This is a genomic window from Frigoribacterium sp. CG_9.8 (assembly GCF_015751965.1).
Lineage (GTDB): Bacteria > Actinomycetota > Actinomycetes > Actinomycetales > Microbacteriaceae > Lacisediminihabitans.
In genome coordinates, this window is record NZ_JADOVH010000002.1 from 302,725 (window position 1) to 318,122 (window position 15,398).

Sequence of the window (15,398 nt, forward strand, 5' to 3'; positions counted from 1 at the left end):
CTGGCCTGCGGCGCCTCTGCGGCCCCGTGACTGCTGTGCCTCCCGTGCCGCGCGTTCACGCCTGTGTGTCAGGAGCGAACCTTTTCGTGGAGCACCGGAAGCGGGGAGGAGGAAGCATCACGGCGGTGGGTGGGCGCCCCTAACCGCTACCAGCGGGTGCCGGCGTTGGGATGGTGGTTACAGTCGGACCCTGATTGAGTGCGCTGTTGAGTCCGGCCGTCTGTTCAGAGAGAATCTTCAATTCGGCGAGGTTCGCGTTGTACTCAGCGGTCTTCGCGAGGATATCGGCATAGAGGCCGTCGAGCGAGGATCGTCTCGACTCGAGCACACGCTGTGCTCGGTAGATCTCCTCGTTCGTCGTGAAGTCGGTTCGGGCATTGAATCGACGGGTATCGGCATTCAGCTGGGTATAGCCGCTCGTGTAGGAGGCGTACTCCTCGGCAATCGCACCCTGTAGAGCATTCATCGTTGCCGAGAGGTCGGCTGAGCGATTCTCGAGCGCGGAGAAGACGGCGTCGGTTTTCACCTGGAGCTTCACTACCGACTGACGGTTACCGAGCCATTTTGCATAGTGGGCTTCGAGCTCGGGCGAGATCGATGCGATTTCAGTGCCGATAATCGAATGCAGTTCGTTATCACGTTCGCCCGGTTCATTTGTGGCGTAGTACGTGAGGCGCGCCTGAAAAGCGGGATCGTCTGCCAGCTTCGTTGCCTCCCGCTCGAGCAGGGGCACGAGTTGGCGCTGCTCGGCTGCGGAGAGGCGATCCCAGACTGCATGCAGCATCTCGTGGGTGGCAACGACATCGGTCAGTCCGAGCAACCGTGGTTCGGTCACCGCGAAGAGATGGATTGATCTGTCCCGCGTGAGGTAGCAGCCGAGGATCCCACCTCCCTCCCGGTTGCTCGAACAGCTCGACGCAAAGGTAGCGGATGATTCGATCTTCGGTGTGCTCGCCAGGAAGATAAAGCGGCCCTTGTCGGTGAGCTGCGACGATTCGATCAGCCTCGAGACCGCGGACGACGGGCGAAAGGTCCAGACTGTGTACTGGTCGACGAGGCGCTGAAAGCCGAGATAGGCGAGCACGCCGGCAGCGACCAACACCAGCGCGAGCACGGGGACAAGCAGTCGGGTGACCCACCCACGGCGGCGCGGAGTCTGCCCCGCGGAGACTGAGTCGTGCTCGAACAGAGTCATGGTTCCCGATCGCCCGCGTGTGGCCGCCACACCGGCCGAATACGCAACTGTACCAATCAGCCCTCTGCCTCAGGCACCGGCCCCCGTGCGGTATCTGCGGAGCTCTAGTGTCCCGTGAGGGGTGCCATGAGCCGGGCGGCGATCGACGGGCGGCCAGTCATCCGCTCTTCGGAATCGGCGATGCTCATTGCCGACATGCCGAGGTTTGCTCCGATGAACCGCAGCGGCTCGGGTTCCCACCGGGGCGAACGATGGTTCACCCAGGGCAGCCGCGAGATCGCAGTATCGCGCCGCAGGATGAGGTCGGTTAGCGTGCGCCCGGCGAGATTGGTGGTGCTGAGACCATCGCCGACGTAGCCACCGGCCGTCGCAATGCCGGTGTCGCTGTCGAACGTCGCGCTCGCCCGCCAGTCGCGCGGCACGCCGAGTGGGCCACCCCAGCGATGGGTAATTGCGACAGTGCCGACGACGGGAAAGATGTCGGCGAGGGTACGTGCGAGATGATCGAATACTGCGGGCGCGCGATCGTACTCGGAGCGGATGCTGCTGCCCCAGTGATACCGCGCACCCCGGCCCCCGAAGGCGAATCGATTGTCTGCTGTGCGCTGGCCGTAGACAAGCAGGTGTCGAAAGTCGGCGAAGGTCTGGCCGTGCTCGATACCGATTTCTTCCCAGGTCTCATCGCTCAATGGTTCGGTCGCGATCATGAGGGAGTAGAGCGGCAGAACGCTGCGGTGGGTCTGCTGCAGAGACGCCGCGTAGCCTTCGAGCGCGATGACGATGGTCGAGGCGCGCACTGCTCCGTGCACAGTGAGAACCTCGCCGGTGCGCCAGGAGAGCACCTCGGTCTGCTCGTAGATCGTCACCCCGAGTCGCTCGACCACGCGAGCGAGCCCGCGAACCAGCTTTGCTGGATGCAGGCGGGCGCAGGCCGGATCGAAAGTCGAGCCCAACGTGCCGGTCGCACCTCGCGGACTGTGTGCGACATCCCTCCACTCAAGCTGGTCAACCCCAAAGTGCACTGCGTCGGCGACTTCGGCGCGTGCGGCGATGAGTTGAGCGGCACCACGAGCCAGGCTCACCGTGCCTCCCCTGATGAAGTCGCAGTCAATATTTTCAGCGCGACACACACGTCCGACCTCACCGACGGTATCGATCATTGCCTGCCGCATCGCCACCGCCGCGGTTCGGCCATGCCGGCGGGCGAGAGAGGAAGTCGATGCGGGGAACAGCGCTGAGCACCATCCGCCGTTGCGTCCGGATGCTCCAAAACCGGCGATATTCTTCTCGAGCACGGCAATGCGAAGAGTTGGCTCCGCAGTCGCGAGGTAATACGCGGTCCATAGTCCGGTAAGACCTCCGCCCACGATGGCGACATCCACATCGACATCCGCCTCGCGGGCGCCGGACAGGGCGGGGCGCGGGCGAAGGTCATCCGCTCCCTCCCCTCCGCTGTCCACGGAGGGGAGGGAGTCGAACCAGAAGCTCAGCCCGCGGTAGTCGGCCATCAGCGGATCAGCTCGCGGGCGTCAGAGCCTGGTCCACGCCTCGGTCAGCACATTGCGCAGGATCTGCTCGATCTCGTCGAACTCCGGCTGGCCGATAGTGAGCGGGGGAGCGAGTTGGATGACGGGGTCGCCGCGGTCATCCGCCCGGCAGTACAGCCCAGCGTCGTACAGCGCCTTGGAGAGGAAACCGCGCAGCAGGCGCTCGGACTCGTCATCGTCGAAGGTCTCTTTTGTGATCTTGTCTTTCACAAGCTCGATGCCGAAGAAGTACCCGGCGCCGCGCACGTCGCCGACAATCGGCAGGTCCTTCAGCTTCTCGAGAGTCGAGCGGAGGATCGGGGAATTGAGGCGCACATTTTCATTGAGCTTCTCCTCCTCGAAGATGTCGAGGTTGGCAAGGGCCACGGCGGAGGAGACCGGATGACCGCCGAAGGTGTATCCGTGATAAAACGACGTGTTGCCGTGCTTGAACGGCTCATAGATGCGTTCGCTCACGATGGTCGCGCCGATCGGAGAGTATCCGCTCGTCATGCCCTTGGCGCAGGTGATCATATCGGGCACATAGTCGTAGGCATCGCAGGCGAAGAACTCGCCGATGCGTCCGAACGCGCAGATGACCTCGTCACTCACGAGCAGCACGTCGTACTGGTCGCAGATTTCGCGCACCCGCTTGAAGTAGCCGGGGGGCGGGGGGAAGCATCCGCCCGAGTTTTGCACCGGCTCGAGGAAGACGGCCGCAACGGTCTCTGGACCTTCGAACAGGATCATCTCTTCGATGCGGTTGGCGGCCCACTGCCCGAAGGCCTCGAGGTCTTCGGTGGGTGCACCCATTTCGGCGGCACGGTAGAAGTTGGTGTTCGGTACGCGGAATCCACCGGGGGTCACCGGCTCGAACATCTCCTTCATGGCGGGGATGCCCGTGATGGCGAGAGCACCCTGTGAGGTGCCGTGGTACGCCACGTTGCGCGAGATCACCTTGTGCTTAGTGGGGCGACCCTGCAGTTTCCAGTAGTACTTGGCCAGCTTGAAGGCCGTCTCGACTGCCTCACCACCGCTGGTGGAGAAGAACACCCGATTCAGGTCGCCCGGGGCGTAGCTGGCGAGGCGGTCGGCGAGCTCAATGGCGCTCGGATGTGCGTAGGACCAGAGTGGGAAGAAGGCGAGTTCCTCGGCTTGCTTTGCTGCGACCTCGGCGAGACGGCGCCGACCGTGTCCGGCGTTCACGACGAACAGGCCGCTGAGGCCGTCGATGTACCTCTTGCCGGTGGAGTCCCAGATGTGATGACCTTCACCCTTGACGATGAGCGGCACTCCCGCCCCGTCTTCCATGACGGATTGGCGGGAGAAGTGCATCCAGAGATGGTCCTTCGCCTTCTGCTGCAGCTCGGCCTCGGTGAATTTCGAAGATCCGACGGTTGCAGTCGGGTCGACGATGTGACTGGCCGGAGCGAGGGTGTGGCTGTCTGCCGGGCTGAGGGTGTGGCTGTCTGCCGGGCTGAGGGTGTGGCTGGCCGGGCTGACCGTGTGATTTACGGTGTGGCTGGCAGTGTGTGTGGTGGTGCTGGTCGTGTTGTCGATGGTCATTTTTCTTATCTCGTTCCCCAGTTATAGAACTGTTTCTGCAGTCTCAAATACACGAACGTCTCAGTTGACTGCACTCCGGGGATCCCGCGGATCTCCTTATTGAGAAGTTCGATCAGGTCTTCGTCGTTCTCGCAGACGACCTCCGCAAGGATGTCGAAGCTGCCGGCGGTGAGCACTACGTAGTCGACCGCGCTGATGCGGCCGAGAGTCTCGGCCACCGATGTCGTGTCACCGGTCACCCGGATTCCGATCATCGCTTGGCGGTAGAAGCCGAGCTGCATCGGGTCCGTGACGGCGACCACCTGCATCACTCCGGAATCGGTGAGCTTCTGCACGCGCTGGCGCACGGCTGCTTCGCTGAGCCCGACGGCCTTGCCGATCTCGGCATAGCTGCGACGACCGTCGGCCTGCAACTGCTCGATGATGGCCTTCGACACGCCATCGAGCTGCATCGGCTTTGCATTCATGCACTGATTCTGTCAGTGCAACGGCCTACTTACAAGTGAATCCGTACCCTTGGAGGTTATTTACTGCGGAATCGGTAGCGCTCGCTGATGTTGGCGATCATGGTGTTCACTGTGCTCCCTCGCTACTGTTGGCACTATGACCACCCCACAGCTGCGTAACTTCATCAACGGCGAGTATGTGGAGGCCTCCACTGAAGCGGCGTTCGACCTGATCGATCCCGCTACCGAGGAGGTCTACGGATCATCCCCGGTCTCGAGCGCAGCGGATGTCGACTCCGCCTACCGCGCGGCGGCAGCGGCCTTTGAAGGGTGGGGTGAGTCCACCCCGAGCGAGCGACAACTGGCGCTGTTCCGAATAGCCGACGCGATGGAGGCGAATGCGGCGAAGTTTGCCGACCTCGAGTCGCAGGACACCGGCAAGCCCCGGGCGACTCTGGTGACCGACGAGATCATGCTCTCCGTCGACCAGATCCGCTTCTTCGCCGGGGAAGCGCGGCACTTGAGTGGCATGGCATCCGGTGAGTACCTGAAGGATCACACCTCGCAGATTCGTCGGGAACCGATCGGCGTGATCGGCCAGGTAACACCGTGGAACTACCCGCTCAACATGGCGGTCTGGAAGTTCGCCCCCGCGCTCGCCGCAGGTAACACCACGGTGCTCAAACCCTCGGACACGACACCATCGGCCACGCTCTTTCTTGCTGAGATCGCCGCGGAGTTCTTGCCACCGGGAGTGCTCAACGTGATCACCGGGGACCGAACCACCGGGGGAGCGATGATCGACCACAGGACGCCCCAGATGGTGTCGATCACCGGGTCGGTGCGTGCGGGTATGGAAGTCGCAAAGGCGGCAGCGGTCGATCTCAAGCGCGTGCATCTCGAACTCGGAGGCAAGGCGCCGGTCATTGTGTTCGACGACGCCGACATCGAATCGGCAGTGGAGGGTATCGCCAACGCCGGCTACTTCAACGCGGGCCAGGACTGCACGGCGGCGACCCGTGTGCTCGTCCAGGCAGGGATCCACGATGAATTCGTCGCCGCTCTGACCGTGTATGCGCGCGAGAACGCGAAGACCGGCCTACCGAGCGATACGGGCGTTTTCTTCGGGCCGGTGAATAACGCCAACCAGCTCGCCCAGGTCGAGGGTTTCATCGACCGTTTGCCCGATAACGCGAGGATCGAACTCGGTGGGCATCGCCAGGGTGTCTCGGGTTACTTTCACGAAGCCACGATCGTTTCGGGTCTGGTGCAGACGGATGACGCGGTGCAGAACGAGATCTTCGGTCCGGTCATCACGGTGCAGAAATTCACCGATGAAGCGCAGGCCCTCGACTGGGCGAACGGAGTGCAATACGGTCTCGCATCGAGTGTCTGGACACAAAACCACGGTCGCGCCATGCGCTTCGCCAAGCATCTCGACTTCGGATGTGTGTGGATCAACACCCATATTCCGATCGTGGCCGAGATGCCACACGGCGGGTTCAAGCACTCGGGCTACGGCAAAGACCTCTCAAGCTACGGATTTGAGGATTACACCCGAATCAAGCACGTTATGAGCTATATCGGTCGTTGATCATGCGGGTGCGCACTACACAGGGCACCCCGTGGGCGACAGAATAGACGGTATGCAGCCGGACGACACCGATCACACTGTCATTCGCCCGCGCTCGGCTGGTGAGCGCGGCGGTGAGCGCGCCGCTGAACGCACCCGTAAACGTACAGTCGAGCCGGTGGATCTCGATGCAGCCACCGTCATTCGTGTGCGAGCGCCAGCTGCACAGCCGGTATCAGTGGAACCGCCTGCCCTGGTGGAACCGCCGCGCGGCCACTCCGGCGGCCACGAAGGTGGGGTGCTCCGGCGGGCGGGCCTCCCGATCGATCCGGTCCCCCTTGCGGTGCCCTGGTATCGTATCCGGGTCAATCGCCACGAGCCGATTCCGCTGGATACTCCCGCGCTGATCGGCAGGAAACCAGTGCCGCCGCGCATCACCGTCGGTGGCGCACCACGGCTGGTGCGGGTGCCATCCCCGGGTCGCGAGGTCTCCGGCACCCACGTGGAACTGCGGCAGCAGGGGGCATCCGTCATCGTCACGGATCTTCGATCGACCAACGGGACCCTCGTGTGGTTGCCCGGAACACGCGCACAAAAACTGCGTCAGGGCGAGTCGCTCGTCGTCTCGGCTGGCACAGTGGTGGATATTGGCGACGGAAACACCGTGGAGATCCTCCCCATCGAGCGTCAGGTCTGACGAACGAACGCCCCTGAAGTGTTGTGCGAAAGGCTTCTGTGACCGAGATCGGCACAAGCGTTGCGCGGTTCAGCGTTGACATCCCCAACCATCCGGATGCCCGGCTCGTTCTCGCGTGGGGCGCGGCAACCGACACCGGTCGTCGTCGTGCCCACAACGAAGACAGCTTTATCGCGGAGGCACCGATGTTTGCTGTCGCCGACGGGATGGGCGGCCATTCGGCCGGGGATCTCGCGAGCGCAGCCGTCGTCTCCCGGTTGTTCGAGGCGGTCACCGGTTCAGACAGCGGGCTGTTCACCGATGCCGAAACTATCGAGCGCGGGCTGAGAGCGGCTACCGGCGACATCTCCCAGGTGACCGACGAGAAGCAACTTGGTGTGGGAACCACCGTCACCGGCGTCGCACTCGCGCTGCAGGATGACGAGCCGTTCTGGATGGTTTTCAACGTCGGCGATTCGCGGGTCTACCGGTATGAAGGCGACGCCCTTCTGCAGGTCACCGTTGACCACTCGGTGGTGCAGGAGCTTGTCGATGCGGGCGTGATCCGGGCCGAAGACGCCGAAACTCATCCCGACAGCAACGTAATCACCCGCGCTGTTGGATTCAATATCGAGTCCATTCCGGACTACTGGGTGGTGCCGGTGAGCGAGGGCATCCGACTCCTGCTGTGTTCGGATGGCCTGACGAAGGAGTTGGCTTCCGAGGACATCCGCCGGCATCTCGCCGCCGGTCTTCCCCCCGCGCAGACCGCGATCGCGCTGGTCGATGCCGCGGTGGAGCGTGGCGGTCGCGATAACATCACCACTATCGTCATCGACGTACTCGAAAGCTCCGGCTTCGGTGAGCCCGAGAACACTGTGCCGCGCACCGCACCCATTCCAATCCAGACGGGTTAACCCCCCGAAAGAGGTACAGAAAAGGCCGATAATCGGCAGATTCCCTCAACTCCTGAGGGCGGAGCCACGTCTAAAATAAGCCAACGGGTTCGCGCGCACTACGAGTACCGACCGGCCATCATCCCGCGTCGGCGAAGGAGGAGAGATGGCACGACGATTGCCCTCCTCACCTCCGGTGCTGCCCGGATTTTCGACAATCCATGTACTTGGCTCCGGCGGCTTCGCCGACGTGTTCCTCTACGAACAGAACATGCCGCGCCGCCAAGTGGCCGTCAAGGTCATGCTGAGCGAGGTCGTCAACGACCAGGTGCGGCGGATGTTTCAGGCCGAAGCAAATCTCATGGCCCAACTGAGCTCCCACCCCTCCATCCTCACCGTCTACCAGGCGAGCGTGTCATCCGATGGCCGGCCGTACCTCGTGATGGAGCTGTGCTCCTCCGTGCTGAGTGAGCGCTACCGGCGGGAACGGATCCCGGTGCCGGAAGTGCTGCGTATCGCGGTGAAAATCGGGAGCGCGATCGAGACCGCCCATCGAGCGGGAGTTTTACACCGCGACATCAAACCCTCCAACATCCTGCTCACCGCCTACGGACATCCGGTGCTCTCGGACTTTGGAATCGCCTCTACCCTCAGCGAGGCGGAGACGAACGAGTCGGTGGGACTGTCCATTCCCTGGTCGGCACCGGAAGTGCTGATGGACGAGACCCCTGGCAGCATCGCTTCCGAGGTCTGGTCATTCGCCGCGACGGTCTATTCGCTGCTCGCCGGGCGTTCGCCGTTCGAGATCCCGGGAGAGTCGAACAAGTCCGCTGATCTCAGTTCACGCATCGACCGGGCCCGACTGAAGCCGACCGGTCGACTCGACGTGCCGCCGGGTCTCGAGGCAGTGCTGGCGCGAGCCATGGCCCGCATGCCGGAGAAACGGCCGGCGAGCATCCTCGAACTGGTGCGCGAGTTGCAGGCGATCGAGACGCAACTGGGAGTGCCCCAGACGCCGATCGAGGTGGCAATGGACGACTGGGCTCTGGCTACAGTCTCCGACTTCGAGGATCGCACGCTCATCCGTGGCATCGACGGTGGTCTGCCCACCGCTCGCGGCCGACGTCGACGCCGGGCAGCGAGCGCGGCGCAGGCGCCGGTCACCGCGATGATCCGCCAGAGCACCAGCGGGCAGAACAGTCGGAACAGAGGCATGCCCCAGAGCAGTGGCACCCGCCCGGGCCGACGGCCGCGGGGCCTGCGAGCAGGCACCTGGGTGCTCATTGTCGGCACCGTAGTCGTGATCGGTCTCGGGGTGGGCGCGATTCTTGTGCTCGTTCGCGCGAACTCGGATGGCATCCCGCAGGTCACGGATATCGTGGCGGAGCCCGGCGCGAACGTGATCAAGTTCAGTTGGACCAACCCGGGGCTCACGACCGACGATGCATACCAGGTGACCACCGGCGATGGGCGAACAGCGCTTCAGAGCTCGACCGACTACCTGGCACAGGATGCGCAGGCCGGGGATCGGGTCTGCATTACGGTAGCGGTGAACCGCCAGGGTAAAACCGGTCCTCCGAGTGCCCAGAAATGCGTCGTCTCCGGGGGGTGACAACAGCTCGATGACCTTCAGAAACTGGCTTTCCGGCCACCGCTCACTCGTCGCGACCGCGACGAGTGGATCGGTGATCGCGGCCCTCATTGCGACCATCGCGGTCGTATCCACCGGCTACACCGCGCAGCGCCTCGATCTCAATGACGGCTCCGTATGGGTCGCGAACGGCAATTCCCAGGTGATCGGCCGTGCCAACACGCAGGTACTCGCGCTCAACACAGTGGTGGCGTCGACCGGAGCCGACATCCAGACAATCCAGCGCGGCACGACCGTTCTGCTGTTCGACCGCACCGACAGCACGGTAGATATCGTCGATCCGGCTACCTCGAAAGTGCTCGACAGCGTGCCACTCCCGCCGCAGGATCCCCAGCTTTGGCTTGCCGGGGACAACATCGTGATCGCAGCCGGCGGCACTGGCCAGGTCTGGATTGTGCCGCTCGCGCAGCTTCCCACCTTCAATGCCCAGTCGCCGGCAACACTCAGTCTCGGGGCGAACACCGTGACCAGCGTGACGCCAGAGGGGATGCTGTTCGGCTACTCGGCCGACGCCCGACAGGTCTATCGGCTGGATGCTGCGCACTCCACTACCGTCGCGGAGTCAGCCCGCGCTCGCCTCGGGGGAACGCGACGGGACGTCTCGATCACCTCGGTCGGTGGCAGCTGGGTGCTCTTCGACGCGGTAAGCCGCACGATCCTCACGGCGAATGGCACCGTCGACCTCTCCAGGCAGATTCCTGCGGGATCCGCTGCGGTGCTGCAGCAGGCGTCGACCGCGGGGGAGTCGGTGCTGATCGCCTCGTCAACGGCGCTCCTGCGCGTACCTCTGGCGGGGGGACGTGCCGTGGTGCTGACCGAAGGCCAGGGGGGAATCCCCGCCGCCCCACGGGTGATGGGGGGCTGTTTCTTCGCTGCGTGGTCGGTCGGTTCGGCGTGGCGGCAGTGTGGTGGCGAGGCAGTCACGCTGCCTCTCGAGTCGGTGCCGGCATCCGCCTCCGGGCTGAGGTTCGTATCGAATGCAGACCGGCTGGTGCTGAGCGATCCACGCGGTGGTGGCGTCTGGGCGGTGCAGCGCTCCGGAGAGCTCATCGACAACTGGGCCGATCTGATTCCCCCGCGCACGGATCAGAAAAAGGTTGAGCAGAACATTCAGAACACCCCACCCGATTATGAGAAGACCCAGGTGCCGCCGGTCGCCATGGATGACTCATTCGGCGCCCGCCCGGGGCGCACGAGTCTGCTGCCGCTGCTCCTGAACGACTACGACGCCAATGGTGATGTGCTCGTGATCTCGGATGTCACGGCGATCGATGAATCGGTCGGACGCGTGGATCTGATCAACGACGGCCAGCAGGCGCAGATTACTCTGAGTCCCTCGGCACGCGGCACGCTGAAATTCGGCTATTCGATCAGTGACGGACGCGGTGGCACAGCAAGTGCCACGGTGACGGTGACGGTGCGGCTTCCGACCGAGAATTCTCCGCCCGCGCAGGTGCGCCGCACCACGACCGTCGTGGCTGCAGGCGGTCGCGTCACGCAGTCAGTGCTCGGTGACTGGGTCGACCCCGACGGGGATCCCATTTATCTCGACTCCGCCGCAACTGCGGCTCCCGACACGGTGAGCTACAAACCGGAGGGCACTGTCGTCTTCACTGCTGCCGGAACTGCGACGGGACTGCGCACGGTGGCACTGGTGGTCTCGGACGGCACAGCGAGCGGCACCGGCGAGCTATCGGTCACTGTGGCGGCAGTCGGTTCAGTGCCGATCTACGCCGATCCATACGTCAAGCTGGCCTATGCCGGCCAGGAGGTCACGCTTTCCCCCCTCGACCATGTGCGGGGCGGATCGGGAACTATTCGACTCGCCAGTGTGCCGGCCAAGAGTGGTGTCACGGTCACCCCGAGCCTCGAGGCTGGCACCTTCCGCTTCCTGAGTGAGCAGGTGGGAACGCACTACATCGATTACATCGTCAACGACGGTAACCAGACTGCCAATGGTGTGGTGCGCATCGACGTCGCGGCACCGCCGGACGTGAATACCAAGCCCATCACCATCCCGAAGAATATCTTCATACAGTCGCTCGGAGTCAAGACCATCGACGTGGCATCCACCGATCGGGATCCGGCCGGTGGCGTACTTGTGGTGACCGGGCTCTACAATCTCGCGCCGAGCGCCGGGGTGACCGCCGAAGTGATCGACCAACGGTCAATCCGCGTCACGCTCACTGCGCCCCTGGTCTCCGGGCCGGTCACCTTCAACTACCGCATCACCAACGGTCTTGCCGAAGCAGAGGGCGTGGTGAACGTCGTAGAGATTCCCCGGCCGACCCGCCTCCAGCCGCCGGTCGCCAACGATGACAGCGCGACGGTGCGCGTCGGCGATGCCATCGACATCCCGGTGCTCGACAATGATGTGCAACCGAACGGCGAGGCACTGACTCTCAATCCGAAGTTGCCGACGGCCCTCGGGGGTGGGTCCGGCCTGTTGTTCGCGTCGGGCAACGTGCTTCGCTACCTCGCACCACAGAAGACCGGTGATTTCACCGCGATCTATGAGATCTCCGATTCCAGTGGCCAGGTCGCGCAAGCGCAGGTGAAGATCTCAGTGCGCGAGGCGGTGCTTGCCACCAACAATCCACCGGTGCCCCAGACTGTGACCGCTCGTGTGATCGCGGGTGAGAAGGTGCGTATCTCGATCCCGCTCACCGGCATCGATCCCGACGGTGATTCCGTGCAGCTGCTCGGGCAGGCGACAAACCCGACGAAGGGATCGGTCACCGGGGTGGGGACCGACTACCTCGACTTCCTGGCCGGCGACTACTCGGCCGGCACTGACACCTTCAGCTACACGGTGATCGACGCGCTCGGTGCGCGGGCAACCGGCATCGTGAGGGTCGGCATCAGCGCGAAGCTGAAGGCGGCCCGCAATCCGGTTGCGGTTTCGGATCAAGTGCTGATCCGGCCGGGTGGAACGGTATCGGTGCAGCCCCTTGCCAACGACTCCGACCCGGACGGTGGCACCCTCAGGATCATGACGCTCGAGCCGAACTCGAAGGACATCGTCGCGCGCATCGAGGGTGACATCGTGAAGGTGACCCCGCCGACGAAGCCGGGCAGCTATGGCCTCGTCTACACGATCGAGAACTCATTCGGTGGAACCAGTTCCGCCTTCATCACGGTCATCGTCAGCGCGGATGCCCCGCGCTCCTTCCCGGTGGTCCGCGACACCGTTCTCACGCTGTCTGACGTGCTCGGCCGTGACTCGCTCGACGTCAACGTGTTGAAGAACGTGTTTTTTGCCGACGGTAATGTCTCGACCCTCGGGGTGTCGGTTCTGCCCGGCTATTCCAGTGCCGCGAGTGTGACATCCACCAAACGCATCCAGGTGTCCGTGCAGAACAAGAGTCAAATCATCCCCTTCTCGGTCGCGAACCCGGATGACGCAACTGTGGTCTCCTACGCATTCGTCTGGGTGCCCGGGCTCAATGATGCTCTGCCGCAGCTGAACCGCAGGGCGCCGCCACTCACGGTGGTCAGTGAGTCGACCCTCACAATCGACCTCGCTGCCTACGTACTCGCGGTCGGTGGAAAGCAAGTGCGTCTCACCGGCTCGACCAACGTGCAAGCCACCCACTCCGACGGCGCTACTCTCGTCGCCGACGACCACACCCTGCGCTTCACCTCTGCCGACAAGTACTTTGGACCGGCATCGATCTCATTCGAGGTGACCGACGGTGCCTCGGTGACGGATCCGGGTGGCCGGAGGGCCACTCTCGTGCTGCCGATCACCGTGACTCCGCGGCAGAATCAGCCGCCGGCATTTGTCGGGGGCGTCATCGACTTCGAACCCGGTTCGTCGAAGGAAATCGACCTGCTCAAGCTCACCAACTATCCCTACCCGAAAGATCTGGCTGAGCTGAGCTACTCCGTTCTCAGCCCGTTTCCCGAGGGATTCAGCTACACGCTCACCGGGCAGAAGCTTGTACTGCGAGCGAACGAAGATGCGGTGAGGGGGTCATCAGTTGACATCCTGCTCGGAGTGCGGGACGCGACGACTACCGGCCTGCAGGGACAGATCCAGCTGAACACTGTGGCCTCCAGCCGTCCGCTTGCCCGACCGGCACCGGACTCCATCGTCGCGGCGCGCGGGCAGACCACGACAGTAGATGTGCTGGCCAATGACGAGGTCACCAACCCGTTCCCCGAGACCCCGCTGCAGGTGCGTGCTATCCGTGGGCTCGACGGCGGGTCGATCCCCACTGGCCTCACGATCTCACCGAGCTCGGACAATCGCCGACTCACGGTCAGCGCGTCATTCTCCGTCCTGCCCGTCGATACCACCCTGCAGTACCAGGTGGCCGATGCGACGGGCGATCCCGACCGCTACGTCTGGGGTGTGATCACGGTCTCGGTGCAGGACAAACCCGATCCGGTTACTGCCCTCACGGTGTCGTCTTTTGGGGATCGGGTGCTCACCGTGCGGTGGAATCCCGGAGTGTCGAATAACTCTGCCATCACCGGCTACGACGTCATCATGACCTCTTCGACCGGCAGTGTGATTTCGACCGCACCTTGTGCTGTCGCGGTCTGTGATGTCATCACGCCGGGCAACGGGCCAGCTAACGGGGTGCGTCTCGCCGTCCGGGCGATCAACGCGATCGGTCCCTCGGATGCGACGGGCTTCGGCGCCACCGTCTGGTCAGATATTATTCCCCCTGCGCCGACCGGACTCGAAACGAGTCCGCTCAATGGGGGGCTCCGGATCAGCTGGAATTCGGTGAGCACAGCAGTAGGGGGCAGTGCGGTGAACAATTACCGACTGGTGGTGGGAGGAATGACACGCGACATCGATCCCTCGGTCTGCGGCGGTGGTACCTGCTCCACCGACGTCTTCGGCCTGACCAACGGACAGACTGTGTCGGTGTCGTTGAGCGCCCGTAACGCGGCCTACACCGCTCTTGCGACCTGGAATTCGGCAAGCACGAACGGCACACCGGCTGGGCCGCCGGTGTCGATCTCTGCGCCAACGGCCACCGCCACCGACAGTTCGATCACCGTGACATTCGACGGTGCCTTTGCCGATAACGGCCGGTCGATCAGCGGCTATCGTGTGATTGCGTACACCAATCGCAACTCGCCTCCGACCTGTGCAGCTCCGAATCCGTCCGGGTCAGTTCTCCAGTCGGTTGGCACGTCGACGGCTGCCACCTTCTCCGGACTCTCCAGCGAATCGGGCTACTCGATCATCGTGCTCGCAACCAACAGCATCGGCTGCAGCCCGAGCCCCGCGGTGTCCGCGCACACCAGTCCGGGAATGCTGACAGCGATTTCCACGAGTGGTCCAAATAGAGCCGGGGCGACCTTCGACTATGCGCTCACCGGCGCAACGGTCAGCTCCCGAACCGCGGGTGACTACACCTTTTACTACCGTCTGCAGGGCGATACTGTGCCGGCGACCCAGTATGGACCGGTCGCCATCGGTGCGCTGCTCACCGCCGAGGGCCGGCAGTATGGCCACGCGATCTCGGTCGAGCTTCGGGCCTGCCGCAACTTTGCGGATGCCGGGGAGATCTGTCAACAGAACTGGTCAGCATCCTTCGTCGTGGGAACCCCGGTAGATCCACGCATCGGGCCAGTCAGCTTCACCCCGCTGGAGGCGGCAACTGCAAACAATTCGAGCGGCACCTTCACCTGGCCGAGTTGGACTTCGGCAAGCTACGAGGGCATCCAATATTCCTGTGGCGCGGGCGCAAACGACACGCTTGTACCTGGCAACACCAGCCAGGGTGGCCAGTGCGTCGCGGTTGTCAACAGCGGACAGGATCCCGTACTCACGATCGTGGTGACCGCCAATGGCGGGCGCACCTACACGATCCAGTACGACAGGAACGGTAATGTCCGATAGCGT

9 protein-coding genes are annotated in these 15,398 nt (G+C 63.6%); 5 read left to right on the plus strand and 4 right to left on the minus strand.

The window, feature by feature from the left end; translation table 11 throughout:
* Nucleotides 1-139: 139 nt before the first annotated feature.
* The 4 genes from IWX88_RS06330 to IWX88_RS06345 all read right to left on the minus strand — a co-directional run bounded on the left by IWX88_RS06330 (nucleotide 140) and on the right by IWX88_RS06345 (nucleotide 4,754).
* Nucleotides 140-1,195, minus strand: a complete 1,056-nt coding sequence (locus IWX88_RS06330) for a hypothetical protein (protein WP_196828385.1) — start codon at nucleotides 1,193-1,195, stop codon at nucleotides 140-142.
* A 104-nt stretch (nucleotides 1,196-1,299) separates the two neighbouring features.
* The gene (locus tag IWX88_RS06335; protein ID WP_196828387.1) at nucleotides 1,300-2,703 is read right to left on the minus strand and encodes an FAD-binding oxidoreductase; all 1,404 of its coding nucleotides are present in this window, start codon (nucleotides 2,701-2,703) and stop codon (nucleotides 1,300-1,302) included.
* Nucleotides 2,704-2,724: 21 nt separating this feature from the next.
* Complete coding sequence (locus IWX88_RS06340) at nucleotides 2,725-4,287, minus strand: aspartate aminotransferase family protein (RefSeq protein ID WP_255525888.1); 1,563 nt, start codon at nucleotides 4,285-4,287, stop codon at nucleotides 2,725-2,727.
* A gap of 5 nt (nucleotides 4,288-4,292) precedes the next feature.
* Nucleotides 4,293-4,754, minus strand: coding sequence for an Lrp/AsnC family transcriptional regulator (locus IWX88_RS06345; protein WP_196828389.1), 462 nt, complete (start codon nucleotides 4,752-4,754; stop codon nucleotides 4,293-4,295).
* Nucleotides 4,755-4,890: 136 nt separating this feature from the next.
* On the opposite strand from IWX88_RS06345, the gene IWX88_RS06350 reads away from it, so the two are divergent.
* The 5 genes from IWX88_RS06350 to IWX88_RS06370 all read left to right on the plus strand — a co-directional run bounded on the left by IWX88_RS06350 (nucleotide 4,891) and on the right by IWX88_RS06370 (nucleotide 15,395).
* Nucleotides 4,891-6,327 carry a gamma-aminobutyraldehyde dehydrogenase gene (locus IWX88_RS06350; RefSeq protein ID WP_196828391.1) on the plus strand — a complete coding sequence of 479 codons (1,437 nt, stop codon included), beginning with the start codon at nucleotides 4,891-4,893 and terminating at the stop codon, nucleotides 6,325-6,327.
* A 52-nt stretch (nucleotides 6,328-6,379) separates the two neighbouring features.
* A complete protein-coding gene (locus tag IWX88_RS06355; RefSeq protein WP_196828393.1) occupies nucleotides 6,380-7,003 on the plus strand; it encodes an FHA domain-containing protein in 624 nt (207 codons plus the stop codon).
* Nucleotides 7,004-7,041: 38 nt separating this feature from the next.
* Nucleotides 7,042-7,899, plus strand: coding sequence for a protein phosphatase 2C domain-containing protein (locus IWX88_RS06360; protein WP_196828395.1), 858 nt, complete (start codon nucleotides 7,042-7,044; stop codon nucleotides 7,897-7,899).
* 145 nt (nucleotides 7,900-8,044) lie between these two features.
* Entirely contained in the window at nucleotides 8,045-9,490 is a 1,446-nt protein-coding gene (locus IWX88_RS06365) for a serine/threonine-protein kinase (RefSeq protein WP_196828397.1), read from the plus strand.
* Between the two features lie 10 nt (nucleotides 9,491-9,500).
* Nucleotides 9,501-15,395: an Ig-like domain-containing protein gene (locus IWX88_RS06370; RefSeq protein WP_196828399.1), complete on the plus strand. Its 5,895-nt coding sequence runs from the start codon at nucleotides 9,501-9,503 to the stop codon at nucleotides 15,393-15,395.
* Nucleotides 15,396-15,398: the final 3 nt, after the last annotated feature.

Excerpts from the sequence above, each read along its gene's own strand:
- IWX88_RS06330 (WP_196828385.1), bottom strand. The coding sequence starts at position 1,195 with ATGACTCTGTTCGAGCACGACTCAGTCTCCGCGGGGCAGACTCCGCGC.
- IWX88_RS06335 (WP_196828387.1), bottom strand. The coding sequence starts at position 2,703 with ATGGCCGACTACCGCGGGCTGAGCTTCTGGTTCGACTCCCTCCCCTCC.
- IWX88_RS06340 (WP_255525888.1), bottom strand. The coding sequence starts at position 4,287 with ATGACCATCGACAACACGACCAGCACCACCACACACACTGCCAGCCAC.
- IWX88_RS06345 (WP_196828389.1), bottom strand. The coding sequence starts at position 4,754 with ATGAATGCAAAGCCGATGCAGCTCGATGGCGTGTCGAAGGCCATCATC.
- IWX88_RS06350 (WP_196828391.1), top strand. The coding sequence starts at position 4,891 with ATGACCACCCCACAGCTGCGTAACTTCATCAACGGCGAGTATGTGGAG.
- IWX88_RS06355 (WP_196828393.1), top strand. The coding sequence starts at position 6,380 with ATGCAGCCGGACGACACCGATCACACTGTCATTCGCCCGCGCTCGGCT.
- IWX88_RS06365 (WP_196828397.1), top strand. The coding sequence starts at position 8,045 with ATGGCACGACGATTGCCCTCCTCACCTCCGGTGCTGCCCGGATTTTCG.
- IWX88_RS06370 (WP_196828399.1), top strand. The coding sequence starts at position 9,501 with ATGACCTTCAGAAACTGGCTTTCCGGCCACCGCTCACTCGTCGCGACC.